Origin of the sequence: Streptomyces sp. NPDC047974, from assembly GCF_040653375.1 — a bacterium.
Taxonomy (GTDB): domain Bacteria; phylum Actinomycetota; class Actinomycetes; order Streptomycetales; family Streptomycetaceae; genus Streptomyces.
Genome location: NZ_JBEZNU010000001.1, coordinates 285,220 through 310,148 on the forward strand (window position 1 = coordinate 285,220; position 24,929 = coordinate 310,148).

The 24,929-nt window shown below is 72.5% G+C and carries 17 protein-coding genes and 2 pseudogenes; 10 read left to right on the forward strand and 9 right to left on the reverse strand.

Features of this window, described 5'->3' with window-relative positions; genetic code table 11:
* Positions 1–297: 297 nt before the first annotated feature.
* Together AB0E19_RS01265 and AB0E19_RS01270 are read left to right on the forward strand one after the other, a co-directional pair.
* Positions 298–561, forward strand: a pseudogene (locus tag AB0E19_RS01265) (sulfatase); the annotation flags it as partial.
* Positions 562–605: 44 nt separating this feature from the next.
* Entirely contained in the window at positions 606–1,919 is a 1,314-nt protein-coding gene (locus AB0E19_RS01270; protein ID WP_362171232.1) for a sulfatase-like hydrolase/transferase, read from the forward strand.
* Positions 1,920–2,208: 289 nt separating this feature from the next.
* Here the strand turns inward: AB0E19_RS01270 and AB0E19_RS01275 are convergent.
* Positions 2,209–2,418, reverse strand: a pseudogene (locus AB0E19_RS01275) (hypothetical protein); the annotation flags it as partial.
* Positions 2,419–2,727: 309 nt separating this feature from the next.
* Between AB0E19_RS01275 and AB0E19_RS01280 the strand changes: the two are divergent.
* A complete protein-coding gene (locus AB0E19_RS01280) occupies positions 2,728–3,078 on the forward strand; it encodes a carboxymuconolactone decarboxylase (RefSeq protein WP_362171235.1) in 351 nt (116 codons plus the stop codon).
* A 176-nt stretch (positions 3,079–3,254) separates the two neighbouring features.
* Here AB0E19_RS01280 and AB0E19_RS01285 read toward each other — a convergent pair whose 3' ends face one another.
* On the reverse strand, positions 3,255–3,890 hold the full coding sequence (locus AB0E19_RS01285) for a M64 family metallopeptidase (protein WP_362171238.1): 636 nt from the start codon (positions 3,888–3,890) through the stop codon (positions 3,255–3,257).
* Positions 3,847–4,605 (reverse strand): M64 family metallopeptidase, encoded by a 759-nt coding sequence (locus tag AB0E19_RS01290; RefSeq protein WP_362171241.1) that lies wholly within the window; start codon positions 4,603–4,605, stop codon positions 3,847–3,849. The genes AB0E19_RS01285 and AB0E19_RS01290 overlap by 44 nt, the downstream gene beginning before the upstream one ends.
* A 178-nt stretch (positions 4,606–4,783) precedes the next feature.
* Between AB0E19_RS01290 and AB0E19_RS01295 the strand changes: the two genes are divergently transcribed.
* The 5 genes from AB0E19_RS01295 to AB0E19_RS01315 all read left to right on the forward strand — a co-directional run bounded on the left by AB0E19_RS01295 (position 4,784) and on the right by AB0E19_RS01315 (position 12,126).
* Positions 4,784–6,124 carry a helix-turn-helix domain-containing protein gene (locus AB0E19_RS01295; protein ID WP_362172292.1) on the forward strand — a complete coding sequence of 447 codons (1,341 nt, stop codon included), beginning with the start codon at positions 4,784–4,786 and terminating at the stop codon, positions 6,122–6,124.
* A gap of 368 nt (positions 6,125–6,492) precedes the next feature.
* Positions 6,493–7,581, forward strand: a complete 1,089-nt coding sequence (locus AB0E19_RS01300; RefSeq protein WP_362171244.1) for a UDP-glucuronic acid decarboxylase family protein — start codon at positions 6,493–6,495, stop codon at positions 7,579–7,581.
* Between the two features lie 106 nt (positions 7,582–7,687).
* A complete protein-coding gene (locus AB0E19_RS01305) occupies positions 7,688–9,577 on the forward strand; it encodes a glycosyltransferase family 2 protein (RefSeq protein ID WP_362171247.1) in 1,890 nt (629 codons plus the stop codon).
* Between the two features lie 35 nt (positions 9,578–9,612).
* Positions 9,613–10,635 carry a UDP-glucose 4-epimerase GalE gene (gene galE / locus AB0E19_RS01310; protein WP_362171250.1) on the forward strand — a complete coding sequence of 341 codons (1,023 nt, stop codon included), beginning with the start codon at positions 9,613–9,615 and terminating at the stop codon, positions 10,633–10,635.
* Positions 10,636–10,680: 45 nt separating this feature from the next.
* Positions 10,681–12,126: a UDP-glucose/GDP-mannose dehydrogenase family protein gene (locus AB0E19_RS01315; protein ID WP_362171253.1), complete on the forward strand. Its 1,446-nt coding sequence runs from the start codon at positions 10,681–10,683 to the stop codon at positions 12,124–12,126.
* 214 nt (positions 12,127–12,340) lie between these two features.
* Here AB0E19_RS01315 and AB0E19_RS01320 read toward each other — a convergent pair whose 3' ends face one another.
* A complete protein-coding gene (locus AB0E19_RS01320) occupies positions 12,341–14,032 on the reverse strand; it encodes a right-handed parallel beta-helix repeat-containing protein (protein ID WP_362171256.1) in 1,692 nt (563 codons plus the stop codon).
* Positions 14,033–14,223: 191 nt separating this feature from the next.
* Between AB0E19_RS01320 and AB0E19_RS01325 the strand changes: the two genes are divergently transcribed.
* Positions 14,224–15,090 carry a GNAT family N-acetyltransferase gene (locus tag AB0E19_RS01325; RefSeq protein ID WP_362171259.1) on the forward strand — a complete coding sequence of 289 codons (867 nt, stop codon included), beginning with the start codon at positions 14,224–14,226 and terminating at the stop codon, positions 15,088–15,090.
* 177 nt (positions 15,091–15,267) lie between these two features.
* Positions 15,268–15,414: a hypothetical protein gene (locus AB0E19_RS01330; RefSeq protein ID WP_362171262.1), complete on the forward strand. Its 147-nt coding sequence runs from the start codon at positions 15,268–15,270 to the stop codon at positions 15,412–15,414.
* 178 nt (positions 15,415–15,592) lie between these two features.
* Here AB0E19_RS01330 and AB0E19_RS01335 read toward each other — a convergent pair whose 3' ends face one another.
* The 5 genes from AB0E19_RS01335 to AB0E19_RS01355 all read right to left on the reverse strand — a co-directional run bounded on the left by AB0E19_RS01335 (position 15,593) and on the right by AB0E19_RS01355 (position 24,928).
* Positions 15,593–17,533 carry a cellulase family glycosylhydrolase gene (locus tag AB0E19_RS01335; RefSeq protein WP_362171265.1) on the reverse strand — a complete coding sequence of 647 codons (1,941 nt, stop codon included), beginning with the start codon at positions 17,531–17,533 and terminating at the stop codon, positions 15,593–15,595.
* Positions 17,534–17,730: 197 nt separating this feature from the next.
* The gene (locus tag AB0E19_RS01340; RefSeq protein WP_362171268.1) at positions 17,731–18,924 is read right to left on the reverse strand and encodes an ROK family transcriptional regulator; all 1,194 of its coding nucleotides are present in this window, start codon (positions 18,922–18,924) and stop codon (positions 17,731–17,733) included.
* A gap of 160 nt (positions 18,925–19,084) precedes the next feature.
* Positions 19,085–20,149, reverse strand: coding sequence for a polyprenyl synthetase family protein (locus tag AB0E19_RS01345; protein ID WP_362172295.1), 1,065 nt, complete (start codon positions 20,147–20,149; stop codon positions 19,085–19,087).
* Between the two features lie 59 nt (positions 20,150–20,208).
* On the reverse strand, positions 20,209–21,360 hold the full coding sequence (locus AB0E19_RS01350; protein ID WP_362171271.1) for a tetratricopeptide repeat protein: 1,152 nt from the start codon (positions 21,358–21,360) through the stop codon (positions 20,209–20,211).
* A 223-nt stretch (positions 21,361–21,583) separates the two neighbouring features.
* Positions 21,584–24,928 (reverse strand): SAV_2336 N-terminal domain-related protein, encoded by a 3,345-nt coding sequence (locus AB0E19_RS01355; RefSeq protein ID WP_362171274.1) that lies wholly within the window; start codon positions 24,926–24,928, stop codon positions 21,584–21,586.
* Between the last annotated feature and the right edge of the window lies 1 nt (position 24,929).

Consider the following 24,929-nt stretch of genomic DNA (forward strand, 5'->3'; position numbering starts at 1 on the left):
CAGGGCGAGCAGTACGACGAGCCGGGGCTCGCCGCGCGGGAAGCACGCCCACGCCCACGGCAACGCCCTGCCCGACGTCTTCGTCACCGCCGGGCAGCGTGATGGCCGGCACCGCACTGCCGCCGGCACGGCCGGACGCCGGGGTTCCTGGGCACAGCCCGGCGCTGAGCGGTGAACCGGCACCTCTCCGGGGGTCACCCGAAAGGGCCCCCGCCGACCGTGTCCTCACGGCGTCGACCTGTGAACGTCCTTAGATTCGGAGCACATGCACCGCCCGTGCGAAGCGAAGGACCGATCATGACGCGTCGCCCCAACATCCTCCTGATCGTCACGGATGAGGAACGTCTCCGCCTCCCGCGCCCTCAAGGGTTCTCGTTGCCCGCCCGGGAGCGTATCGCCGCCCGGGGCACGACCTTCGACCGGTACTACACGGCCTCGGCGCAGTGCAGCTCCGCACGTTCCGTGATCTACACCGGGCAGCACGTGCCCCTCACCGAGATCTACGACAACGACAACATCCCGTACGTCCGCCCACTCGCCCCCGCGCTCGGAACGATCGGCACCATGCTCCGCTCAGCGGGCTACTACACCACCTACCAGGGCAAGTGGCACCTCTCCAACGCCTACATCACCCCGAGAACCCCGGGCCCACCACCGATGCCCTGGAGCCCTACGGGTTCAGTGAGTTCAACGACTGGGGCGACATCGACGGCGGTGCCTGGGCCGGGCTCAAGATCGACCCTGTGATCGCCGGGCAGGCCGTGAAGTGGCTGCGCAACCGCGCCCCGGTCGTCTCCGAGGACAAGCCCTGGTTCATGGCCGTCAACTTCGTGAATCCCCACGACATCATGAGCTTCGACTACGGCGGCCGCCCCCAGGTTCAGCTCCCCCCGGGCCTCGCGCATGCCGTCGTGGCCAAGGCCGCCGCCGACATCCCGGTGTACCGGCGGCGCTGGGACTTCGACCTGCCGGACAGCCTTCATGACGACCTCTCAGGTGCCGCCCCGGCGGTGACCGAGTACGCGCGGATGAGCGACACGGCGTTCGGCCCCGTCGCCGATGACCAGCACTGGTACGACGGCATGAACTTCTACCTCAACGCGATCCGCGACGTGGACCGCAGCATCGAGGTCGTCCTCGACGCCCTGGAGGCCTCCGGGCAAGCCGACCGCACTGTGGTCGTCTTCACCTCCGACCACGGGGAGATGGCAGGCTCGCACGGTCTGCGCCAGAAGGGAAACCTCGTCTACGACGAGAACGTCCATGTCCCCTTCATCATGACCCACCCCGACCTGCCGGGAGGCGCACGCACCGACGCGCTCGCCTCCGCCGTCGACATCGCTCCCACCCTGCTCGCCATCGCCGGTCTGGACCCTTCCACCACGGCCGCCCGTCACCCGTCGCTCAAGGGTCGGTCGCTCCTGCCGACCCTGCACGGGCAGTCCGTGCGCGACGGAGTACTGACCGCCATCGAGTCGATCGTGACGCTGGACGCCTCCTTCTGGTTCGAGTTCGCCGATCCCGAGGCTCCCCAGCGCATCGCGTCCGGTGACCTGCGACCGGACTGGAACAAGCGTGGCTTCCTGCGGGGCTACATGGACGACCGCTACACGTTCGGCCGCTACTTCTCCCCGCTGAGCCCCAACCGCCCGGGGAGCACGGAAGCGCTTCTCGCCGAGAACGACGTCGTGCTCTACGACCGCGAGCAGGACCCATCCGAAATGCACAACCTGGCCGCCGACCCCGCGAACCGCGACCTCGTCGAGCGCTACCGGGTCCTGCTGGAGGACCTCATCGACACCGAGATCGGCGCCGACACCCGCGCCTGGGTCACCGAACGCCCCCGCCTGCTGGGCTGGCCCACCTGGCACGGAGACACCGCCGAACCTGCCGGCCTCGCGGGTTCCCAGCGGAGCTGAACACCGGCGCAGCAGCGCGGAGACAGAAACGCGGTCCCCAAGGTTCGCCGCCCACACGTCAACTGGGTTCGGTTCAGAACCGGGCTCGATCCGCTGCAACTCGGACAGCAGGACCGGCGGTCGACAGGCCTAGTCGATCTCGTCCAAAGAGGCAGTCCCCGCATCAACCTCATGACGGCGAGTTCGACCTCGCCGTGTTCGAGGGTTCCGTGCCCGGGCTCCTCGGACAGGACGACCTCAGCGAGCCAGGGACGGCCCTCGAGCCCAGCGGTTCGGCCGCCGCCCTGGTCTACGAGAACCCCTGGGCCGCTCCTCTCGCGAGAGCCCCGCGGCGCGCGGGGGCGGTCCAGGAGTTCCACGCCTTGATCGGTGCGGCCGACCTGGCAGCCCGCTCGATCCTCGCGCGGTAGGCCGCGCGGGCTTCCTCGTCGATGGGCTTCTCGTCTTCGGGGCGCAGCCCGGTCCGGCCGTCGAGGCCCTCGCGCAGGATGTCGGCGTGCGATTGGGGGGAACCTCCCGCGATCCGCCCCATGAGCACCAGTGACCCCCGCGGGACCACGGCCGGCCGCCGAGGCCGCCCGACGTCCGAGCCTGCCGGATTACGGGTCCCGCGGCCTACCGGCTCCCGTATGCGACCGTCACGCACCTCCCTGCCCCCGAAGCGCCCTGACAGCTTCCCTTCACACTCCCGGCCCGACGGGCACGGGCCTCGACGGACGCCTACGCTGGTACGGCAACCCGTCGGCACCTCCAGCCCCGCGGGCTGGGACGCGGGAGGCTCCGATCAGCAGGGAAAGGCGGTTCCGACATGGCCACCAGGTCCGACGCTCCCGTTCTGGACACGCTCGCGGCGATGACCATCGACTCCATCGAGCACTGCAACATGGATGAGAAGACACTCATCACCACCCGCATCGCCGCCCTCGTGGCCATGGACGCCCCGGCAATCTCCTACATGGCCCACATGAGCCCCGCCGTCAAGGCCGACTTCACCGTCGAAGAGCTGCAGGACGTGCTCGTCGCGATCGCCCCGGTCGTGGGCACCGCTCGCGTCATGTCTGCCGCCGGCCACATCTCCCAGGCATTCGGGGTCGCCATAGCGATGGCGGAAGCCGAAGCCGAAGCCATCGCCAACGCCGAAAGCCGGGGCGCGTCCTGAACGGCTGACGCTGGAGCACTACCGGCAGACGAAGAAACCGCTGGTCAGCTACTCGCCAGGCCAGTGGCCGGCCCGCCCCCGATGGTCGACGGCAGGCCGATGCACGGCAGTCGGACCGCGCGGGTGAGGGCGGCCGGGGTCGCGCAACCGGCCGCCTTCCCGTGGGGGGGGGAACGTCAGCGCACGCGCCAGGTCAGCGAGTTGCTCGTCGCCGCGCGGACCGCGGGATCGCGGACGGCCGCCGTGGTGTCGGTGACCGTGGCCGTGACCCGCTGGCCGCTGCGGACAGCGCCGAGCTCGGCGGGGGTCACCGACAGATCGCCGGTGGCCCGGGCGACCTGCTTCCCGTCGACGTTCCAGGTCAGGACCGGGCTCGCCAGGCCGGACACCGGGGCGATCCGGACGGTGAGCGCCTGGGTCGCGCCGACCCGCGTGCCGGTCGGCACGGTCGAGGTCATGGCGTCCGCGTGGGTGTAGAAGCCCTTGATCATCGCCTCGCGCCCGACGTTGTTGAACTGCGTGGAGGCCAGGGTCCGCATGAGGGAGGTGCCGGTCGGGCGGTAGACGCCCGTCTCGTAGTAGTCGCCGCCCTCGTAGGTGCCGATCGCGGAGCCGGTCGGGTCCTGCTCGCCCAGCCAGCGGTACCACTTGCTCGTGCCGAGGTCCGCGATGGCGGAGATGTTGGCGGCGTCGGACGAGGGGTACGGGTAGGCGCCGTACCCGGCGTACTGGTACTCGTCGGCCAGCAGGCCTATCGAGTGGCCGAGTTCATGGGCGCCTATGAGGTACGACTGCGGGTTGCCGGAGGACATGGTCGCGATGCCGTGGTACGACGCTCCGGTCGGCGGGGGGGGAGAAGCTGTAGCCCGCGCCGCCGTACTTGGTGGAGTTGGCGATGACGAAGACGATGTCGGAGGCCGGCGCCTGGTTGGCGTACGTGGTGACCTTGGACGTGTCGAGGCAGAGCAGTCGCTCGGTGCCGTCGCAGAAGAATGAGGAGCTGACGGCGGTGTTCTTCACGACCTCCGCGGTCGGATCGCCGGAGACACCGGACTCGGCGGAGACGCTGTCCACCAGCCAGATGTTGAAGAGGCCGCGGTAGCTGGCGTAGGGCTCGATGGCGAAGACCGCGTCGAGCGTGGCCTGCGCGTCCGCGTGGAAGTCGGCCTGCTGCCCGGCGGTGTAGCCGTCACCCATGACGACCAGGTCGAGCCGCCCGGAGACCGGTCCGGTCGACTGGACGGGCGTGACCTCGGCGGCGGTCGGGGCGGGGACGGTCGCCGACCGGTGGCCGGTGATCCTCGCCGGAGCCTGGGCCGGGACCCTCTTGCGCCGGGGCTCGGCTCCGGGGCCGTCGAAGTACTCGACCTCGTGCGTCGCCACCGCGCCGGAGCCGGCGACGGGACCGGGCTCCGTTCCGGCCGCGTTCGCGCTGACGGTGTTCACGCCGGCGAGCAGGGCGGCGGCGGTGACGGCGGCGCCGACGGAGACGATCCAGCGGGTTCGGGTGGATCCGTGTCTGAGCACGAAGACCTCTCTCAAGCATCGAGTTAACTATGCTTAACCAGCCGCTTAAGCTAGGGGGTTGGGAGTGCGGGGCACAAGGCCCCCGGCCGGGCGGACAGGGAGAGCGGGCGATGCGGATGCCGCCCTGGCCGCGCTCCCGGCGGCGGCGACAGGGGGAGGAACTGGCATGATGGAGCGCATGGCGAAGCGGGACGACCCCGAGACCATCGGCCGCAGAGTGCAGCGGCTGCGGCACGAACGGGGGCTGACACAGCGACAGTTGGCCGAGCCCTCCTACACGCCCGCCTATGTGTCCACCCTGGAGGCCGGCCGGGTGCGCCCCTCCGACGAGGCGCTGCGCCACATCGCCGACCGTCTCGGCGTCGGTTTCGAGGAACTCGCCACCGGACGGCCCGCCCACCTCGCGACCGAACTGCGGCTCCGGCTCACCGAGGCGCAACGCGTCCTCGCCGTCGGCGAGGCCGAGCAGGCAGCCGTCCAGTACGCCGAGCTGCTCGCGGAGGCCGTGACGCACGGGCTCGTCGAGGAACAGGCCACCGCGCGGCTCGGACTCGGCGAGTGCGATCTCGACAACGGGGACCTCGTGGCCGCACGCGAGCACTTCGAGCACGCCGAGCGACTCCTCGTCGAGGCCTCGCTGCCCGCCCGCGTCCCGGCCCGGCGGGGCCGCGCCGTCACGCACTACCTGGCCGGTGAACTCCGCTACGCCGTCTACCTCATGGAGTCCACGCTCGACGAGATCAACCGCGCCCAGCTGCACGACCCGAACGCACTGCTCCTGCTGCACACCGCCTTGATCGGCCCCTACATGGACATGGGTGCGCAGGCCCGCGCGGCCCAGGCCGCCGAGCTGGCGCTCGCTCTCGCGCCGCAGGCCGGGGACCCCGCGCTGATCGCCCGGATGCACCGCTCGGTCGCCCGCACCCTGCTCGCCGAGGGCCGGGTCGCCGAGGCCGACGCCTCACTCGCCAAGGCCGCCGAGATGTACCAGCAGCTGCAGATCCGTACAGAGCTCGCCAACTGCCGCTGGATGCGGGGGTACGTCTACGCACAGAACGGCGAACTCTCGCGCGCCGAGGAGGAGTTGCGCGCGGCCTTGGCCATGCTCACCTCCCACCGCGCCACCCTCTACAGCAGTCAGGTCGCCGTCGAGCTCGCCGACGTGCTGCACCGGCGCGGCGCGTCCGAAGAGGCATCGGACCTCCTCCGCGGGGTGCTCGGGAGCCTCTCCCCCGAACGCGGCGCGGTCCACGCGGCCGCCGCACACCGGCTGCTGGGCATCATCGCCGAGGACGCCCACGACACCGAGGCGGCCGAGCAGCACTACGTCCGCGCACTGGGCCTCCTGGAGCGGGCGGGAGCCGCGGGCGACCTCGCCGACCTGTGCCGCCTCCTCGGGGACCTGCTGCGCCGCACGGGCCGGGTGGAGGCGGCCCTGGACGCGTACCGCACGGGCCTCGGTCACCGCACGGCCGGCACCACCACGCTCGGTCCGGCACCCGCGCAGCCATTCCTGTAATGCCGTACCGGGCCTTCCCCCGCGGGAGGACCGGAATCCCTCGGGTCCCCTCCCCGGGGACGAGGGATGTGCGATCGAGCGTGTCCTCACATGGCCGCGCACACATGCGGGTGACGCCGTCCGATTAGTCCGTTCGACGTGCGGCACGGCCCCTGACCTGGACGGGGACCCAGAACGCTCCCCCGCGTGACACCCGCCGATCAGCTCAGTCCACGAGTTGCCTCCGCAAAAAACCCTACGTATGCCCATATTCTCGCTCTACGTCTTCCGAGAGACCCCGCTTTTCGGATCGTCGAGCGATTCCGTCATTCGATGGTCCATGCGAACGGAGCCTCCGGTTATCCCGCTTCTCATTCCTGGAGAAACACATGCGCGTTGCCGTAACCGGTGGCGGTGGTTTCCTTGGGTCACACCTGTGCGAGGCGCTTCTGCGGCGCGGTGACTCCGTGGTGTGCCTCGACGACTTCTCGACGGGCGACCCCGAGAACATCGCCCCTCTCCTGGCCCACCCGGCCTTCGAGTTCCAGCACTGCGACATCAGCGCGTCCGCGGAGGTCACCGGCCCCCTCGACGCCGTCGCCCACCTGGCGTCCCCGGCCTCCCCGCCCGACTACCTGCGCCGGCCCCTGGAGACTCTCGCGGTCGGGAGCCGCGGCACCGAGAACGCCCTGCTCCTGGCCCTGCGTCACGGCGCACGCTTCATCCTCGCCTCGACGAGCGAGATCTACGGCGATCCGCTGGTCCACCCTCAGGAGGAGACGTACTGGGGCAACGTCAACTCCATCGGCCCGCGCAGCGTCTACGACGAGGCGAAACGATACGCCGAGGCGGTCTCCGTCGCCTACCACCGCACGCACGGGGTCGACGTCGGCATCGCCCGGATCTTCAACACCTACGGTCCCCGGATGCGCGCGCACGACGGACGCGTGGTGTCCAGCTTCATCACCCAGGCCCTGACCGGCGAACCGCTCACCATCTACGGCGACGGCGGGCAGACCCGCAGCTTCTGCTACGTCGACGACCTGGTCCGCGGCCTGGTCGCGCTCCTCGACTCATCCGAGCTGGGCCCCTTCAACCTCGGGAACCCCGTCGAGCGCACGGTCTCCGAACTCGCCACGCTCGTACTGGAGATGACCGGCTCCGCCTCAAAGGTGAAACACCACCCACTGCCGGTCGACGACCCGGTCCGCCGCCGCCCGGTCATCACCCGCGCCCGTGAGGTCCTCGGCTGGGAGCCGGAGATCGACATCACCGAGGGCCTGCGCCGCACCGTGGCGTACTTCGGCGCCCGCGCGGATCGCCTCGGCGCCTCCGCCGCGGCGATCCGCGGCGGTCAGAACGAGACGGTCCCGCTGACCGCGGTGGCCGCGGAACCCCTCACGCCGCAGACGATCCCCGGTCCCGCCGCCGCGGACGTGGCGTCCGCCGCGTCCGGAGCCGGCGTCGCGGGCGGCTGAACGACACGCCGCGGCGGACCGTCCACCGGTCCGCCGGGGCCTCGGCCTCCCACAGCCTCTTCCCCGGATCCCTCCCTCAGTCGCACCGTCTGGAGAACCCGCCGCCATGACGTCGTTGGAGCAAGGTCCCGTTCACGGGACCGGCGCCATCCAGGAACCCCCGCTCTCCCCACCGGCTCCCGGCTCGCCGGAGGAGTGGGAGGCACTGGGCGCGGCGATCCGCGCCCAGTCGAACGGCGCGGTGGCCTCCATCGGCCCGGACGGCCCCGTCCTCGCACGCCCGCCACGCCGCCTCGGCGCCTCCCCGTCCAGCTTCGTCCGGGCCTTCTCACGCTCCGACCGCTTCCTGGTCGCGCTGCTGTCCCTCGGCTGGGCGGCGTGCCTGGTCTGGTTCTGGGTCTGGTGGCTCGAACCGTCCCACCGGATCGGCTGGACGGGCCTCGTCGTCAACAGCGCACTCCTGCTGTACTTGACCTATCTGCCGGTGCACTTCCTCGTCGCGCTGCTGCGGATCCGCCGCTTCGACCCGGCTGTCGGCGTACCCGCACTCCGCACGGCGTTCGTGGTGACCCGCGCCCCCTCCGAGGGCTGGGACATCGCCCGCCGCACCCTCGAGGCCATGCTCGCACAGGACTTCCCGCACGGCTACGACGTGTGGCTCTGCGACGAGGACCCCACCGAGGAGATCCTCCACTGGTGCCGCACCCACGAGGTGCACGTCTCCTGCCGGCGCGGCCGCGCCGACTACCACCGGGCCGACTGGCCCCGGCGCACGCGGTGCAAGGAGGGCAACCTCGCCTTCTTCTACGACCACTGGGGCTACGACCGGTACGACGTGGTCGCCCAGCTCGACTGCGACCACGTCCCCGCGCCCACGTACCTCGCCGAGGTCGTCCGCCCCTTCGCCGACCCGGCCGTCGGTTACGTCGCGGCCCCCAGCGTCTGCGACTCCAACGCCGAGGAGTCCTGGGCGGCCCGCGGCCGGCTGCACCGCGAGGCCATGTTCCACGGGCCCGTGCAGCTGGGCCACTCCGCCGGCCTCGCCCCGGTCTGCATCGGCTCGCACTACGCCGTCAGGACGGAAGCGCTGCGGGACATCGGCGGCCTGGGCCCCGAGCTCGCCGAGGACTTCTCCACCTCGTTCCTGCTGACCTCGGCCGGCTGGGAGGGCGCCTTCGCGATCGACGCGGACGCGCACGGCGAAGGTCCCCTCACCTTCGGCGCGATGATCACCCAGGAGTTCCAGTGGTCCCGCAGCCTGGCCGTCATGCTCCTGGGCATGCTGCCGCGCCACCTGGGCCGGATGCCCCTGAAGCTGAGGGTGCGCTTCGCGGCCGCGCTGCTGTACTACCCGCTGCTCGCCGGCGCCACGATCACGGGCATCCTGCTGCCGCCGATCGCCGCGGTCACCGGAGCTCCCTGGATCGACGTCAACTACTTCTCCTTCCTCGCGCACTTCTGGAGCATGTCCGTCTGGCTGATCCTGCTGACGTTGCTCTGCCGGCGCCGGGGCCTGCTGCGCCCCAAGGACTCCCCGATCCTCAGCTGGGAGATCTGGCTCTTCGGCCTCTCCCGGTGGCCGTACGTGACCTGGGGCGTGCTGGCCGCCGTGGTCCAGAAGCTGCGCCCCCGCCAGATCACCTTCAAGGTCACCCCGAAGAAGCGTGACGGCCTGGAGCCGCTCCCCCTGCGCTCCGTCGCCCCGTACGTGCTGATCACGGTCTTCCTCTCGGGCGCGGCTCTCGTCGGCCAGTTCACCGGCCCCGCCGTCGGCTACGTCTTCCTGTGCCTCCTGGGCTCCGCCTCGTACGCCGCGGTGACGCTGGCGATCGGCGCACTGCACGTCAGGGAGACCGCGCGGGCCGCCGGGATCCCCGGCGTCCGGGCGCTGCGCACGGCTGCGCTGCCGCTCGTCGCGGGCCTGTTGTCGCTGCTTCCGCTGGGGCTCGCGGTCGTCGTGTTCCCCACCTATCTCACCGGCTTCTACGCCTGGTGACGGCCCCCTCGGGCCGATCGAGAAATGAGGTTCCCGTGCCCCAGACCGTCCTGGTCACCGGCGGCGCCGGTTTCATCGGCAGCCACACCTGCGTCGAGCTCCTGCAGGCCGGCCACGAGGTCGTCGTGCTCGACGACCACTCCAACAGTTCCCCCGAGGTCCTCGAACGGGTCGCGAAGGTCGCGGGCCGCCCCATCGCGGCGACCCACGTCGTGGACGTACGCGACCGGCGGGCCCTCGACACCGTCTTCACGAGCCACCCGATCGACGCGGTGATCCACTTCGCCGCGAAGAAGGCCGTCGGCGAGTCGGTGCAGATCCCGCTCGCGTACTACGACATCAACGTCGGCGGCACCACGGCCCTGGTCTCGGCCATGCACGACCACGGCGTGCACCGCCTGGTGTTCTCGTCCTCCTGCTCGATCTACGGAGACGCCACGACCGTCCCGCTGACCGAGGAATCCCCCGCGGCACCGACCAACCCGTACGCCACCACCAAGTGGAGCTGCGAGCGGATCCTCGCGGACGTCTGCCGGCACGTGCCCGAGCTCCGCGTGCTGGCCCTGCGGTACTTCAACCCCGCCGGCGCCCACCCCACCGGACTCCTCGGCGAGGACCCGAGCGGCGTGCCGAACAACATCATGCCCTTCCTCACCCAGATCGCCGTGGGCCGCCGTGACCGCCTCAGCGTCTTCGGCGACGACTTCCCCACCCGTGACGGCACCGGGATCCGCGACTACGTCCACGTCGTCGACGTCGCCGAGGGGCACCGCACCGCCCTGGACCACATCGACGACGAGCCGGGCATGCGGGTCTTCAACCTCGGCACCGGAAGCGGCGCGTCCGTCCTGGAGCTCGTGCGCACCTTCGAGGAGGTGTCGGGACGGGCGATCCCGTACCGCGTCACCGAGCGCCGCCCCGGCGACGTCGCAGAACTCGTCGCCGACCCCTCGAAGGTCGCCTCGGCATGGAACTGGACCGCACGGCGGGACCTGGCCGCCATGTGCCGTGACGCGTGGACCTTCCAGCAGCAGAACCCGTACGGCTACGCGCCCTGACCCGTCGCCCACCCCCGCCTTCGCGTACAGACAGGAGAACACCGCATGCGGTTGACCGTCATCGGAACGGGCTACCTCGGCGCTGTGCACGCCGCGTGCATGGCCGACATCGGACACGACGTCCTCGGCGTCGACGTCGACCCCGACAAGATCGCGGCCCTCGCGGAGGGCCGGCCCCCCTTCTACGAACCGGGCTTCGACGAAGTCCTCACCCGGGCCCTGGCCTCCGGACGCCTGCGCTTCGGCACCAGCCTGCGCGAGGCCGCGGCACACGGCGAGGTCCACTTCATCTGCGTGGGCACGCCCCAGCGGGCCGACTCCCGCGCGGCCGACCTGCGCTACGTCGACGCCGTCATCGACGGGCTCGTGCCCCACCTGCCCGCCTCGTGCCTGGTGGTCGGCAAGTCGACCGTGCCGGTGGGCACCACCGCGCGCCTGACCGAGCGCATCGCGGGGCTCGTCCCGGCGGGCGTGCGGGCCGAGGTGGCGTGGAACCCCGAGTTCCTGCGTGAGGGCTTCGCCGTCGAGGACACCTTGCGACCGGACCGCATCGTCGCCGGCACCCTCGGCCGGGAGGCGGACCGGACGCTGCGCCGACTGTACGCCCCGATGCTCGACGCGGGCGTCCCGTACATCGCCACCGACCCGAACACGGCCGAACTGGTGAAGTCCGCGGCCAACGCCTTCCTCGCCACCAAGATCTCCTTCATCAACGCGATGGCCGAGGTCTGCGACGCCGCGCAAGCGGACGTCGTCACCCTCGCCGACGCTCTCGGCCACGACACCCGGATCGGCCGGCGCTTCCTCAACGCCGGCCTCGGCTTCGGCGGCGGCTGCCTGCCCAAGGACATCCGGGCCTTCACCACCCGCGCCCAGGAGCTCGGCGTCGGCCCCGCGGTGGCCTTCCTCGACCAGGTCGACGAGATCAACCAGCGGCAGCGGACGCGGACCGTCGCCCTCGCCCGTCAGCTGGCCGGAGGCGACCTCGGCGGCCGCCGGGTGACCGTCCTGGGCGCCACGTTCAAGCCGAACAGCGACGACGTGCGCGACTCCCCGGCGCTGGCGGTGGCATCGGCCCTGCACCGGGAGGGCGCCGACGTCCGCGTACACGACCCGGAAGGCACCGAGAACGCGCGCCGGGCCCACCCGGAGCTGCGCTGCGAGGCCGACCTCCTGACGGCCTGCCAGGGAGCGGAACTGGTGCTGCACCTCACCGAGTGGGGGCAGTACCGCGAAGTGGACCCGGTGAAGCTGGCCCGGGTGGTCCGCGAGCCGATCCTCGTCGACGCGCGCAACGCGCTCCCGCACAAGGAGTGGCGGGCCGCCGGCTGGACCGTCAAGGCGCTCGGCCGCCCCTCGGGCTCGGACCGGCGGGCCACCGCCCCGGCCACGGAGCAGCTGCGGGCCACGATCGTCTCGCCTGCCGCCAAGGCCGACTGCGCCACCGCCCTGTCCCCGGCGCTGCCGACCGGCAGGCCCTGGAACCGGTGACCCGCAGGGGGTGTCGACACGGCTGATGCGCGGGGTCCGTCCAGCGGGGCAGCGCCGGTGACCGCGGCTGGTCTCCGCGAGTCGTCTCCGCGGGTCGTCTCCGCGAGTCGTCTCCGCGAGTGTCGACAACGCCCGTGCCCTGTACCGCCGGAACGCCCTCGGGAGAGCGCGGGGAGCCGGGTTTTCCCGGCTCCCCGCAGCGTCGGTGTCCGGCTCAGCGGGCGGGGCGCGACTGCGCGGCGCCGGGTCGCGGGGCGTCCGGGACCTGGTTGCCGAAGTAGTCGACGGGGCCCACGTCGACGCCCGAGGCCTGCGGCCCCATGCTCGTGGACGCCTCGTCCTGGCAGCGTGGCACGAGGTTCTCGGCCCCGGCCGGGTCGGTGACGGCCACGGTCATGGCGCGCAGGCAGGGGTCGTCGCCGGTGCCGGTGGGCTCGCCGTCGAGGAGCTCCTGGCGGGAGGCGGTGCGCCATTCGGCGAGCGCGGTGAAGCGCCGACTGCCCCAGCCCAGCGACCAGGGGCCCGTGCTGTGGTAGACGTTGCCCTGCAGCCGGTGCGTGCCGGGGAGGTACGGCGACTCTGCCTCGATCAGGGGCCCGCCGTCCGTGGCGAAGATGTTGTCGTGGACGCTCACGCCCTTCATGCCGTCGCGCAGCCGCAGCGCCGGGGGCCGGGCTCCCGCCGCCTTCGCGGAGGCGAGGCCCCGCGTGCGCATCACCACCGTGTTGTTGTAGATGTCCAGGTCCTTCATGCGGGAGCCGTAGGCGACGATGCCGCCGTACTCGGGAAGCTTCCGCGCGTCGTCCCAGCTCATGTTGAAACGGACGACGTTGTTCCGGTGAGCCCCGGTCGCCCGTCCGGAGTAGACGAGGAACCCCGGCCCGTCGTTGCCGTAGGCGAGGTTGTACTGCACGACCGAGTGGGACACGTTGTTGTCGAGGCCGAAACCCCCGCCGTCCACGCGAGAGCCGGTCCGGTTCCGGTAGGAGCGGTTGTTCTCCAGGACCACGCCGGTCGAGTCGTACACCCAGATGCCCTCGGGGCCCTCTTGGGCGTCGGTCGCGGAGCGTGCGCCGTTGTCGTGGGCCACCGAGCGCGACACCTTCGCGTCCCGGACACTGCCCAGGGCGATGCCGCTGCCGGTGTTGCGCCCGTCGCTGTCCGGGTCGCCGGTGTTGGAGTACGCCGTGACCCGCTCGATCCGCAGCCCGGAGTGCGCGTAGGCCGGGCGGTCCTCCTCGAACTCCGGCCCGTAGAAGACGAGCCCGGCCTCCAGGTTGTGGTGCACGGAGACATCGCTGACGCGCACGTCGCTGTAGCCCGTGACGGCGTCGTCCTCCGTGCCGACGCTGATGCCGTTCTGGAAGCCCCGCGCCTCCACGTTCGCGATCCTCACATGGGCGAGCCTCCGTGCCCCGGGGCGGGTGGCGCGGAGGGCGATCCCGACTCCTTCGCGCAGCGCCTTGCGGTCGCCGACCAGCGCGATGTTCCTGATCTCCACGCCCGCGGTGTCGTGCACCGTGATGCCGGATGTGCCGCGGGGCTCGATGGTGGCCCGGCCCGTGCCGTACGCCTCGATCACCACGGGCCGCGCGGCGCTGCCCGCCTCGCCCTCCTCCAGGGTGATGGTGCCTCGGAACCGTTCGCCGCCCTTGAGCCGAAGCCTGTCACCCGGCCGGAAGTTCGCGGTGTTCGCGTGGTCGAGGGTCCGCCAGGGCTTCTCCGGCGACATGCCGTCGTTCCCGTCGTCGCCGTCCGGACTCACGTAGAAGGTGAACGGACCGCCGCTCGCGGGGCGGGCGGGCCGGTAGACCCCCGGCACGTCGCACCCCGTCAGCAACAGGAGCACCGCGGCCGAGACCCCCGCCGCGGCCCTCGTGGTCCGGCTCCGCTTCACCGCGTTCACGTGTACCCCCTGGGGGACGTTCCGGTGCCGTATTTGGCACATGAAGCAGCAGAGTGCCAGAAAAGGTACATATGAAACGCCGACGAACGTGCGGCATCCGAGTCACGTACGGCCGAAAGGGCCGTTCACGTCGGGGGCCGGCCCGGTTAACCGGTTGCGGGCCTCTCGGGACGGCGTGTCTGATCCCGGCTATGACGATTGCGCTGAATACGCCGACGGTCGACGGGGTCGGCGAGGCCATGGCCGCGCTGCGGGAGTGGCAGGACGACGAGGCGCCCATGCAGTTGCACTCCGGGGACCTCGGCTGGAACCACCGGTTCGGAACGGCCGAGACGACCGCGGTGGTCCGGATCTGGAGTCGGGACGGGCGGATCCTCGCGGTCGGGATGCTCGACTCGCCGACGCTGGTGCGGATGACGGTCGCTCCGGACGCCTTCCAGGACGCGGACTTGGCGCGGCGGCTCGTCGAGGACCTCTCGCTGCCTGAGCGCGGCGTGCTGCCGGAAGGAGCGGTGTCCGTCGAGGCGCCGCTGGGCCTGCGGCTCCACGAGCTGCTGAGCGAGGAGGGCTGGGGCGTCGACGAGCCGTGGACGCCGCTCTTCCGCGACCTCACCGAGCCGGTGGAGGTCCCCGGGGTGCGGATCAGCTCGATCGGCCCGGAGCAGGCGCAGGACTTCGCCGACGTCCTGCGGTCGGCGTTCGACACCTCGCGGCCCACACCCGCATACTGGCGGGCGATGTCGGCGGGGCCGTTCTACGCCGACGCCCGCTGCCTGGGCGCCTACGACGACCAGGGCAGGGCGGCGGCGGTGGTGACGGTGTGGTCGGCCGGCCCGGGCAAGCCGGGGCTGGTCGAGCCGATGGGCGTCCACGAGGACCACCGCGGTCGCGGCTACGGCCGGGCGATCACCCTGGCCGGAGCGGCCGCGCTACGGGAGATGGGCTCGTCGAGCGTACGTGTGTGCACGCCGAGCACCAACGTCGGCGCCGTCGCCACGTACAAGGCGGCGGGGTTCGAGGTGCGTCCGGAGGTGCGGGACCGGGTTCGGACGGCATGACGCCGGGGGTGCTCGGCGGGGCGCTCGGAGTCGTCAGCGGGGGCCCGTTCCGGGCTCCCTCCGCTTCGATCACCCTCGCCGCGGCCGGCATCGTCCTGAGCGGCCGAAATCACCCGGTCGTGCCGCTCGGCATGGACACGCACCTTCCAGCGGGCCATAGAGCTCGTCCTGGCGGTGATGCTGTTCACCGACACCACCGAGGCCCGGGACTACGCGCGCCTGCGGGGACCGGTCGGGGACGGCAGGTTGCTCGGCACCACCCTGCCCGCTTCGCTCGTGCTCGCCACACTGGCCGGCGCACTCGATTCCGATGGGCACGTGTGACCCGCTGGCTCGCACGGCGTCCCCGCTCCCAGGAGCGGGTGCCGCCGCCTGGCACCGGGCCGTAGCCGGCCACCGTCGGGGATCGCCGCTTCGCAGCTCGACGCCGTCCTCGCGGCGATCTCCGGTCGAGGCATGCCGGGGTTGCTCCAGGACATGCGTGGGGGTGCGCAGGAGCAGGTCAGGCGAGGGGGCGGCAGAGCAGGGCGTCGGGGACGCCGCCGTGGGTCCACTTCCAGGTGTAGGCGACGCCGGCGAGGTACTCGTCGTCGGCGCACTGGCCCTTGTAGGAGCCGGGTGCCCAGTCGCTGGCGTTCGATCCGCCGGTGGCGGGCCGGTTGTCACCGTGGTCGAACCAGAGCACGCGGTCGGTGGTGGGCAGGGAGGCCGTCGCGGGGGCGCAGAGGAGCGCGGCCATCGCGTTGCGGTGCACGCTGTACCCGACGGCGAACGTGTTCCTGGGGCACTCCAGCTTGTTGTAGCCGGACGCCCAGTCGCCGTTCGTCACGTACCGCTCGTCGGTGACGACGGTCCAGGCGCCGCTGGCCTTCGCCGGCCGGCCGGCGTCGGTGCACAGGCCTCGGCTGTCGCCGCGGCCGAGGCCGACCAGGCGCTGGGTGTCGGGGCAGTTGCCCTTGCGGTTGCCGGGCGACCAGTCCGGCTTCGCCAGCATCGTGGCGGAGACGTTGTAGTCGGCGTGGTCCAGGTTGAGCATGTTCCAGCGCGGGGTCCGCGCGACCTGGCCGGTCTTGCCGGGGGCGTCGACCAGCTTGTTCCAGTCGGTGGTCCGCCAGTCGCCGGAGTCCATGACACCGAGCCGGGTGCCGTCGGTGGCGTAGGTGACCATGGCCCAGCTGTCCTGCGGCCTGCCGTTCGCGTCGGTCCAGCCGACCAGGGGCCAGATGGCGAAGTCGGTGTCGTTCCTCACCATGATGTCGGTGAAGTGGGTGAACCAGGCGCGCTCCTTGGCGTCGAGGTCGCCGCGGCCGCCGGCGCCGAACTCGCTGATCCAGACGGGTGCGGTGAAGTGCTGGCCGGACCGGGTGACGAACAGGGCCTGGTCGTCGACGACCTGGGCGAGCTGCGCCGGGGTGAGGTCCTCGTAGCGCGGGTCGGTGGTCTCGCCCATGCCGGTGGCCCCGGTGTGGTGGGGGCCGGTGTAGCCGTAGAAGTGCGCGGCGTACACGAGCTTGTCGGAGTGGATCAGCGTGTTGGAGAGGGTCGCGACCGGGGTGAGCGTGGGACGGCCGTGGGGGGTCAGGTCGGTGGGGATGCCCTGCCAGTTGATCCCCTCCATCACGATCAGCAGGTCGGGGACGGCCTGGAGGATCTTGTTCCCGGCTTCTTCCAGGGCCTTGTTCAGGTCGTGGTCGTTGCCCCAGCCCCAGTTGGGGTCGTTCCAGGTGTCGCGGCGGACCTCGTTGCGCAGGTCGGCTCCGACGACGCGCTTGTTGTTCTGGTAGCGCTTCGCCAGGAACACCCAGTCGTCGATCCACTGCTGGGTCGACTGGCCGCTGTTCCAGCGCTCGTTGCCGTCCAGACCGCAGCAGAAGCGGTAGCTGGTGGTGTGGTTGTTGAGGATGACGGCGAACCCGTCGGCGGTGAGGGCCTCGACCACGGCGTCGAGGACCTGGAGCGGGGTCTTGCCCTTGAGCTGCGGGTTGGCCGTGACGGCCGCGTCGGGGACCGGGGTCGTGTCGTGCACCAGGGCGTTGGCGAACGGCAGGCGGATGCTGTTCAGGCCCATGGCGTGGAAGTCGCCCAGGATCTGGGCCATCGGCTTCCGGTCCAGGCCGAGGGGGATGTTGTGGGACATCTGGTCGGCTTGATGGTTCGTCACATCGTCGACGTCGCCGCTGCCCTCCCAGGTGCCCTGGGCGCCGGCCCAGTTGCCGGACTCGAGTTTGAACCGGTCGCCGTTCGCGTCGACGACGTACCGGCCCCGGGTGGACAGGGGCGCGGTCCACGAGGCGGCGAGCTGCGCGCCGGTGAGGACCCGGGACGGCACGGCCTCTGGCTCCGCCGCGGTGGCGGCGGTGGGGGCGAGGGTGCCGAGGAGGAGCGCGGACGCCATGGCGAGGGCCGCTGTCGCGTGCCGGAGCACGGTGGTGCGAGGTGTCACGGGGGACTCCTTGCGGATGGGGGACGTGTACCTGCCTGTGCGTGGTGCGGGAGGTGCAGGAGGTGCGGTGGTGCAGGAGGTGCGGTGGTGCGGCGGGTGCGGCGGGGCGGGGGTGCTCCCCGGTCGGCGCCTTCGTGCGCGTTCGCCGGCCGTGGAAGGCGACGGCCAGGAGTGGTACGCGACGGCTGCGGGAATCCTCAGCCGGCGCCGATCGTGGTGGTGGTGGCGGCGGGCTGGGGGAAGAGCGCCTGGATGGCCACGGCGGCTCCGCCCCGGGCCCACTCCTCCCAGGGCAGCGGGCGGAGCGACAGCGGGCACCGGGACGCCGCCCCGAAGGCGTGTGCGGCGTACGCCTCCTGGATGTGGCGGCTGAACAGGTCGTAGGCGTCGACTCCTTCGCCGCTGACGACGACACGCTCCGGTCCGACGAGGTTCACCAGGGTGGAGATGCCGACGCCGATGGCCTGTCCGGCGCGGGCGAAGGCCTCGCGGGCTCCGGGGTGGCCCTCCCGGGCCATGCCGACGACCTCGCGGAAGGTGAGGCGGGGGTTCCCGGCGGCCTCGCGGACCGTCGCGAGGATCACGTCGGTCGAGGCGATCGCCTCGACGCAGCCGCGCGCACCACAGCGGCAGCGCGGTCCGTTCGGGTCGACGCGGATGTGCCCGACCTCGCCGGCGACGCCGTAGGCCCCGCGGAGCAGGTGCCCGTTGACGACGAGGGCGGAGCCGATGCCCGAGCCGATGGTGACCAGCGCGAAGTAGCCGGTGCCGATGCCTTCGCCGAACCAGTGCTCGGCGACGGTGAGAGCCCTGACGTCGTTCTCGACGGTGACCGTCAGGCCGGTGGCGGCGCCGAGCAGTTCCGCGAGCGGGACGTCACGCCAGCCGAGGAGCCCGGAGCGACGGAGCCGGCCGCTGTCGCGGTCCACGTCGCCGTTCACGGCGACACCCAGGTGACGCGTGCGGTCCCGGAACGCGGGTCCGGCGTCGAGCAGTTCGTCGACCAGCTCGGCGGCCTTCGGGGCGACCGCCTCGGGCGTGCACACGTCGAGCGGCCGGGCGGCCGTGGCCCGGATCCCTGCCCTCAGATCGCACACCGCGCCGAAGACCTGGTCGGAGCTGATCTTCAGGCCGATGAAGAACTCCCGGTCGGGGGCGACCGCGAGCGGGTTGACCGGCCGGCCGGCACCGGGTGCGGTGCGCTCCGGCGGGAGTTCGTACAGGTAGCCGTCGTCGATGAGGGGTCTGGCCGCCTTGGTGACGGCCGTGGAGGAGAGCCCGGTCCGCCGCGCCAGTTCCACTCGGCTGAGGGGTCCCTCCGCGAGGAGCAGGGCGAGTACCGCGGTCTCGGCGGGCGCACTGACCAGCGGGCGGGTGGGATGTCGAAACACGGGTGCAACGTAGAGCAAATAAACAACTTCTTCCAGTATTGATTCGGAAGTCGGTGCCGCCCTACGCTCGGGCCCGCCTCCGTTTCCAACTCCCGTTACCTGAGGGCGACTTCGTCGAACCTCCGGCGCGCCTCCCCGGACGGCACCGCGAGGGCGGTGGTCAACTGGTCCGGTCGAGCACGTACGTGAACAGTCTGTCCAGTTGCTGTGCGGCGGTGTGCGTGAGGGGTGCGTCGCGCAGCGCGCGGCCCGCGGTGTCCAGGTGCCGGCGCGCTTCGTCGCGGGTCGCGGTCCGCCCGCCCAGCTCCTCCACGAGTGCCGCGACCCGTGCGGCGGCCTCGTGGTCGAGCGGCCGGGGAGGGTCGAGCAGCGCCGCCAGCTCGTGCGAAGCCCTGCCTCCGGCGGCCAGTGCGGCGATCATCGGGTAGGTCTTCTTGCCCCTGCGCAGGTCCGAGTGGACGGGTTTGCCGGTCACGGCCGGGTCGCCCCAGATGCCGAGGATGTCGTCCACCGCCTGGAAGGCGAGGCCGAGATGGCGGCCCGCGCGTTCGAGCGTGGCCACGGTCCGGTCGGGGGCGCCGCCGAGGACCGCGCCGAGCGCGACGGCGCAGCCCAGCAGGGCGCCCGTCTTGCCTTCGGCCATCGACCGGTACTGCTCCGGTCCCACCGCGCCGGGGCCGTACCACGGACGGTGTTCGAAGCGCAGGTCCTGTGCCTGGCCGGACACCAGCGCGTTCAGTGTCCGGCAGAGGCAGCGGACCGCGGCCGCCGCGTGCCGGCCCGGGGCCTCGGCGAGGGTGGTCACCGCCTGGGCGAGAAGCGCGTCGCCGGTGAGGACGGCCGGGCCGGTCCCGTACGCCTTCCACACCGCGGGCCGCTGCCGGCGCAGGGCGTCGCCGTCCATGATGTCGTCGTGGAGGAGCGAGAAGGTGTGCACGAGTTCGACCGCCACGGCGCCGGGGACGGCCTCCGCGCCGTCCGCCCCGACCGCCTCGGCCCCGAGCACGGCGAGCGCCTGGCGCACCCCCTTGCCCTCGGACCTGCCGGAATCCGGTGTACCTGCCGTGTCGGACCAGCCCAGCGCGTACGCCGCCATCTCACCGGTCCACGGATGGAGGCTGCGCACCGCCTCCACCAGCGCGGGCCGGACGAGTGCACGGCAGCGCTCCAGGACACGGGCCGGCGCCGCCTCGTGATCGGCGTCGTCGTCACGCGAGCGACGCACCGTGGCCACGGCCGTGGCGCCCGGCGGGCACAGGGGCGAAAGCGGCGTCGGGACGGCGCTCACCGCAGGGCCTCCGCATCGACGGCCTGAAGCGCGTCGGTCCCGACCGCCGGCAGCACGGGCCCCTCGGGGCCCCGCCCGGGGCGGCCGTGGTCCGGCAGCGGACCGACCCCCAGTTCGGCGGCTGCCTTGTCCACCATGTCCCGGGCATGCCGCAGCCCGATGCGGTCCAGCGTCGAGCGGAGTTCGGCCAGATCCGCGGCCGTCCGCGCGGCCTCGCGGCCGAGGTGGGCGGAGGCCTTGACCAGGCCCAGTCGCGACAGCGCCGTCCCGCGGGGCTCGTCCATCTCGTGGAACTCCTCAAGGGCCAGCGCGTACATCTCGCGGGCCTGCTCGTAGCTGCCCGCCCGGTACAGCACGTTGCCGCGCATCTTGTGGTTGTAGGCGAGCGCGCTGGACAGCCGCATCTCCCGGCAGGCCTCCTCGGCCTGGGACAGCAGCGACAGGGCGCGCTCCACATCGGCGTCGCGTACGGACACCACGTCCGCGATGCCGCGCAGCGCCCACGCCCAGCCTCGCCGGTCCTCGGCCTTGGACGCCGTGTCGGCCGCCTCCTCGAACAGGGCCAGGGCCTCGTCGTACGCGCCGGTGTTGCGGTGCATCTGCGCGATGCCCTCCAGCGCCCACACGGTGTGCCGGGCCTCGCCGCGGCGGCGGGCCTCGGCGAGCAGCTGCTCGTGCAGCCTCCTCACCGCCGCGTAGTCGCCCTGGATGCGCCCGGTCTCGGCGAGCCCCGCCAGCGAGTAGCCGCGCGCGACGACGTCACCGCCCCGCTCGCCCGCCTCGGCCGCCAGCCTCAGCAACCGGTACGCCAGCCTGAACGCACCGCGCTGTCGGGCCAGCGTGCCTCCGCTCCACAGCGCCCACGCCATGGCCCCCTCGTCACCGGTCGAACGCGCCGCCCGGTAGCTCGCCTTCCACGCCCGGTCGGCCTCCTCGACGCGCCCGAGCCTGCGGCAGGCCTCCGCCACGGCCAGCCCGCAGCGTGCCTCCTCCCGCCGGTCCCCGGCCCGCTCGGCCGTCCGCAGCTCCTCCATGCCCCGGGCCAGCACCTCGGGCAGCGAGGCGTTCACGGACAACGACTCCAGAGCACCCTGGTACTCCGGCGCCGACGCCTTCGCCCGCCTCGTCCCACGCACCTGACCTGCCATCACACCCTCCTCGGTCGACTCGACGATCAAGTCGACACGAGGACCAAGACGGCGTCGGCGGGCCGGGGTTCCCCCTGGGCCGAGAAGTCCGTCTCCGTACGGGCGCGGGGTCATCCTCAAGTGCTACGCGACCGCCGGCGACTCCTCAGCGAGATGTACGCCGGGGCTCCCGGCCGCCCGGCGGGTCCGCCGCACAGGCCGTCGGATCCCGCCCCGTCCTGCCTCACAGGGAGTCGGGCCGGTCCCGCACCAGGGTGTCGAGCAGGGCCGCGATGCGGTCCGACTGCTGGAGGAAGGCCGGAGGGGCCTGCGAGGGATCGACGGGGTGGTGCGCGACGACCCGAGCGCTCTCGTCGAGCGCTTCGGCGGCCTCCTCGTACCGTTCGAGGTGGATGAACCGGACGGCGAGGTTGTTGAGGCTCACGGCGTGGTCGACCCGGGCCCCGTGCAGGGAGCGGTAGAGGTGGACGGCTTCCTCGGCGGCGAACAGCGCCTCCTCGGGCCGCCCGAGTGCGCCGAGGCGGTTGCCGAGGTTGGCGAGGCTCATGGCCAGGCCGTCGCCGGGAGTGGTGGGGTGCGTGGCCCGCAGATCGCGAAGACGCACGACGGCCTCCTCGACCGCCTCGAGTGCCTCCTCGTGCCGCCCCAGTTCGGCGAGCACATTGGAGAGGTTGTTCAGAGTCACCGCGTGACCGCGCTCGATCCCTGGCGCGCCCGAGTCCTGAAGTAGCCGGAACAGCGACTCCGCCTCCGAGGCCGCTACCAAGCTCTCGTCCCGTCGACCGGCCTCGCACAGCTGCACAGCGAGGTTGTTGAGGGTCATGGCCAAGCCCGGATTGTGGGTTTCCGGGTCCCATGAGGCGACCTCTCGATAGACCTTCACGGCTTCCGAGAGGTCGGCGATCGCCTCGGCCGACCGATGGCTCCCGGCATACCGGTTGGCACGCATCCTGAGCGCCTGACCGAGAACTCGGCCGTACACCTCCGGTTCGTCCCGCGCAAGGTCCCGGCTCTGCCGGATGAAGGCGGCGAGGGCCTCACCCCTCGGGGTCCTCGCGTCCGGACCCGCAAGCTCGTCCGCGAAGGCGCGCGCCAACTCGGCCGCCATGGGCCTGCGTTCAGGACGGCGGTTCAAGCAGTTCCAGAGCGTTCCGAGGAGCACGGGGCCGATCCCGGTCGTGGCCGGGGTCCCGTGCAGGGCGTCGACGGCTCTGGGATCGCCCCACCTGCCCGTCAGCAGGGACAACAGCATCGTGCCGAGCGCGTACACGTCCGACTCCGGTGTCGGCGAGGGCTCTTCTCCGCCCGCCGCGAGATACGCCTCCCTGACGGGGAACAGGCCGCGGTGGGGACTGACCGCCCCGTCGATTCCGGCGGTCATCCAGCTCACCAGGTGGACGTCGTCGTGGTCGGTGACGAGGACGGACCTCGGCCCGAGCGCACCGTGGACGACGCCGAGCATGTGCGCGCGGCCGACGGCCTCGGCGAGCCCCCGTCCGATCCGCAGGAAACGCTCCGATGGGACTTCTCCCCCGTGCTCGTCGAGGACGTCGCGGAGGTTCGGCGCGGGCGCCGCGGAGGGGTCGCCCGGACGGCGCTGGACGCGGGCCATCGCGACCCAGTCGGGTTCGGAGGGGTGACGGACCCGCGCGTCGAGGAGTTCCGGCGCGTGCCTTCCCCGCATCCTGCCCAGGCACTCGGCTTCCGTGGTGACCAGGTCCTCGGCGGGTGTCCGGCCCCCCACGTCGCCCGGGGTGGGCACCCGGACCACGGCGCCGGTGCCGTGCTCGTCCTCCCCGAGGTACATCGTCACGTGGCCCCAGCCCCGGCCGCTGCGCGCCGTGAGCCGGAACCGCCCGAGCCGCCGCGGGTCCGCCGGCCGGAGCGGTTCCCAGCCGGCCGGCGGCTCGTCCGGGGGCGGCGGCGGTGGCGTACGCGACGCCCCCGTGACCGGCACGCCGAGACGGGCGAGCAACTGCTCGCGCAGCCAGCCGAAGGAGCGTCCGGTGTCCTCGATCACAGCGGTGCCGTCGGGGTGGCCGACCCAGGCCGGGAAGACCGGGGCGCGCCCGACGGCGGCCTCGACGCGCGCAGTGACGGCTTCCGTCGTCCGCAGCAGTTCGCGCGGCGGCACGGCGCCGAGGAGCACACGGCGGGCGTCGCCCGTGAAGTCGAAGCGGCGGTGGTGGGGCAGCAGGTCGGGGGCGTCGGCGGCGAGCTGGTGCATGAGGCCGCCGAGGAAGACCTCCATGAGGTGGCCGGCGTCGGTGGGCGGCCCCAGTGCGCTCTGGACGAGGCGCATCACCGGCGGCGTGACGGGCGAGACGGCCGCGAGGTGGGCGGCGAGGCGGTACGCCTCCGGGGTCGCCGCGTCCCGGAACCGGAGGACGGCTTCTGCGTCGTCGCCCCGCCGCGCACCCGCGTGCGTGTCGGCCTCGGGGGCGGCGGACCGGCCGGAGCGGGGTCTGCCGCCGTTCCAGAGCGGCAGCAGGGCCGTACCCCCGGATGAGGCGACGACGCGCGCCCAGTCGGCGATGCCGGCGGGAGTGGGTTCGAGGACCGGTACGGGTACGGAGTCGAAGTCGACGAGGCCCGGCGGCAGGTCGGGGTCGGTGACGTGCCAGGCGCGGGTGGGGCCGCCGCGGCGGTGGCTGGTGACCTGCCAGCGCTGGGCGCCGATGCCGGTACTCGCCCACAGGTGCGCGGGGAGGGCGTGGACGATGGCGGTGGGGCCGCACCGTGCCCAGCGCTCCATCGCACGGCGCATCCCGCCGTCCCGCCACGCCTCGCCCACGCCGTCGCTCACGACGAGGACGAGGGTGTGCCCGGTGGGGTCGACGAGGGTGTCGGTGGAGCGGGGGCGCCCGTCGGCGCGGTACGGACCGGGGCGGAGGTACGGGCCACCGGCGCGCGTGTGGAGCCCGTACACGCGGACGTCGCGGAAGGCGCCGGCCCGTTCCATGAGCGTGCGGATCTCGGCGGCGAGCCGGTGCCAGAGGACCATGGAGACGCCGTCGTCGACGACGAGGGCGAGGGAGAGCCAGCGGGTCCTGGCGGGCCGGGTGACGATCTCGGGCAGTCCGCTGTCCGCGATGGCGGCGACGGTCCCGGCGATGTCGAGTTCGTGGCGGGCGCGGTCGGGATGGCGCCGGCGCAATGGCCGCAGCGACTTGCCGAGCCGGAGTTGGCCGGCCTCGATGAGGCGGCTGTCGGGGGCGCGGACGGCGACGGCCGGGGAGGGGCGGGCGTCCGTCCCGGCCGCCGCCCCGAGCGGGTCGTCCTCGGGGGGACGCGGCCGCGCCGCCGCGAGGAGCGGGCTCGCGGCGTGCGGGACGGCCGTCGCCGGTGCGGGCCGCTCGCCGGGACCGCCGGCGGGTGCGGCGGGCGGCTCCGGGAGCTCCGCGGGGGCGTCGTCCCGGGGGGTGCCGGAGGGCGCCGGGCCGGCCGTGGCCGTGACGGCCCGGGCCAGGGGCGTGGTGCCAGGCGGCAGTTTCCCGGCGAGCCAGAGGGCGTCGAGGAGCTCCTCGTGGGAGAGCTCGGCCCCGCTCTCGGCCAGGACCTTGGCCACG

What these genes read in the sequence shown, in the direction of transcription:
- AB0E19_RS01280 (WP_362171235.1), top strand. Translation starts at nt 2,728, where the DNA reads ATGGCCACCAGGTCCGACGCTCCCGTTCTGGACACGCTCGCGGCGATG.
- AB0E19_RS01285 (WP_362171238.1), bottom strand. Translation starts at nt 3,890, where the DNA reads ATGTCCTCCGGCAACCCGCAGTCGTACCTCATAGGCGCCCATGAACTC.
- AB0E19_RS01295 (WP_362172292.1), top strand. Translation starts at nt 4,784, where the DNA reads ATGGCGAAGCGGGACGACCCCGAGACCATCGGCCGCAGAGTGCAGCGG.
- AB0E19_RS01300 (WP_362171244.1), top strand. Translation starts at nt 6,493, where the DNA reads ATGCGCGTTGCCGTAACCGGTGGCGGTGGTTTCCTTGGGTCACACCTG.
- AB0E19_RS01305 (WP_362171247.1), top strand. Translation starts at nt 7,688, where the DNA reads ATGACGTCGTTGGAGCAAGGTCCCGTTCACGGGACCGGCGCCATCCAG.
- AB0E19_RS01315 (WP_362171253.1), top strand. Translation starts at nt 10,681, where the DNA reads ATGCGGTTGACCGTCATCGGAACGGGCTACCTCGGCGCTGTGCACGCC.
- AB0E19_RS01325 (WP_362171259.1), top strand. Translation starts at nt 14,224, where the DNA reads ATGACGATTGCGCTGAATACGCCGACGGTCGACGGGGTCGGCGAGGCC.
- AB0E19_RS01330 (WP_362171262.1), top strand. Translation starts at nt 15,268, where the DNA reads ATGCTGTTCACCGACACCACCGAGGCCCGGGACTACGCGCGCCTGCGG.
- AB0E19_RS01350 (WP_362171271.1), bottom strand. Translation starts at nt 21,360, where the DNA reads ATGGCAGGTCAGGTGCGTGGGACGAGGCGGGCGAAGGCGTCGGCGCCG.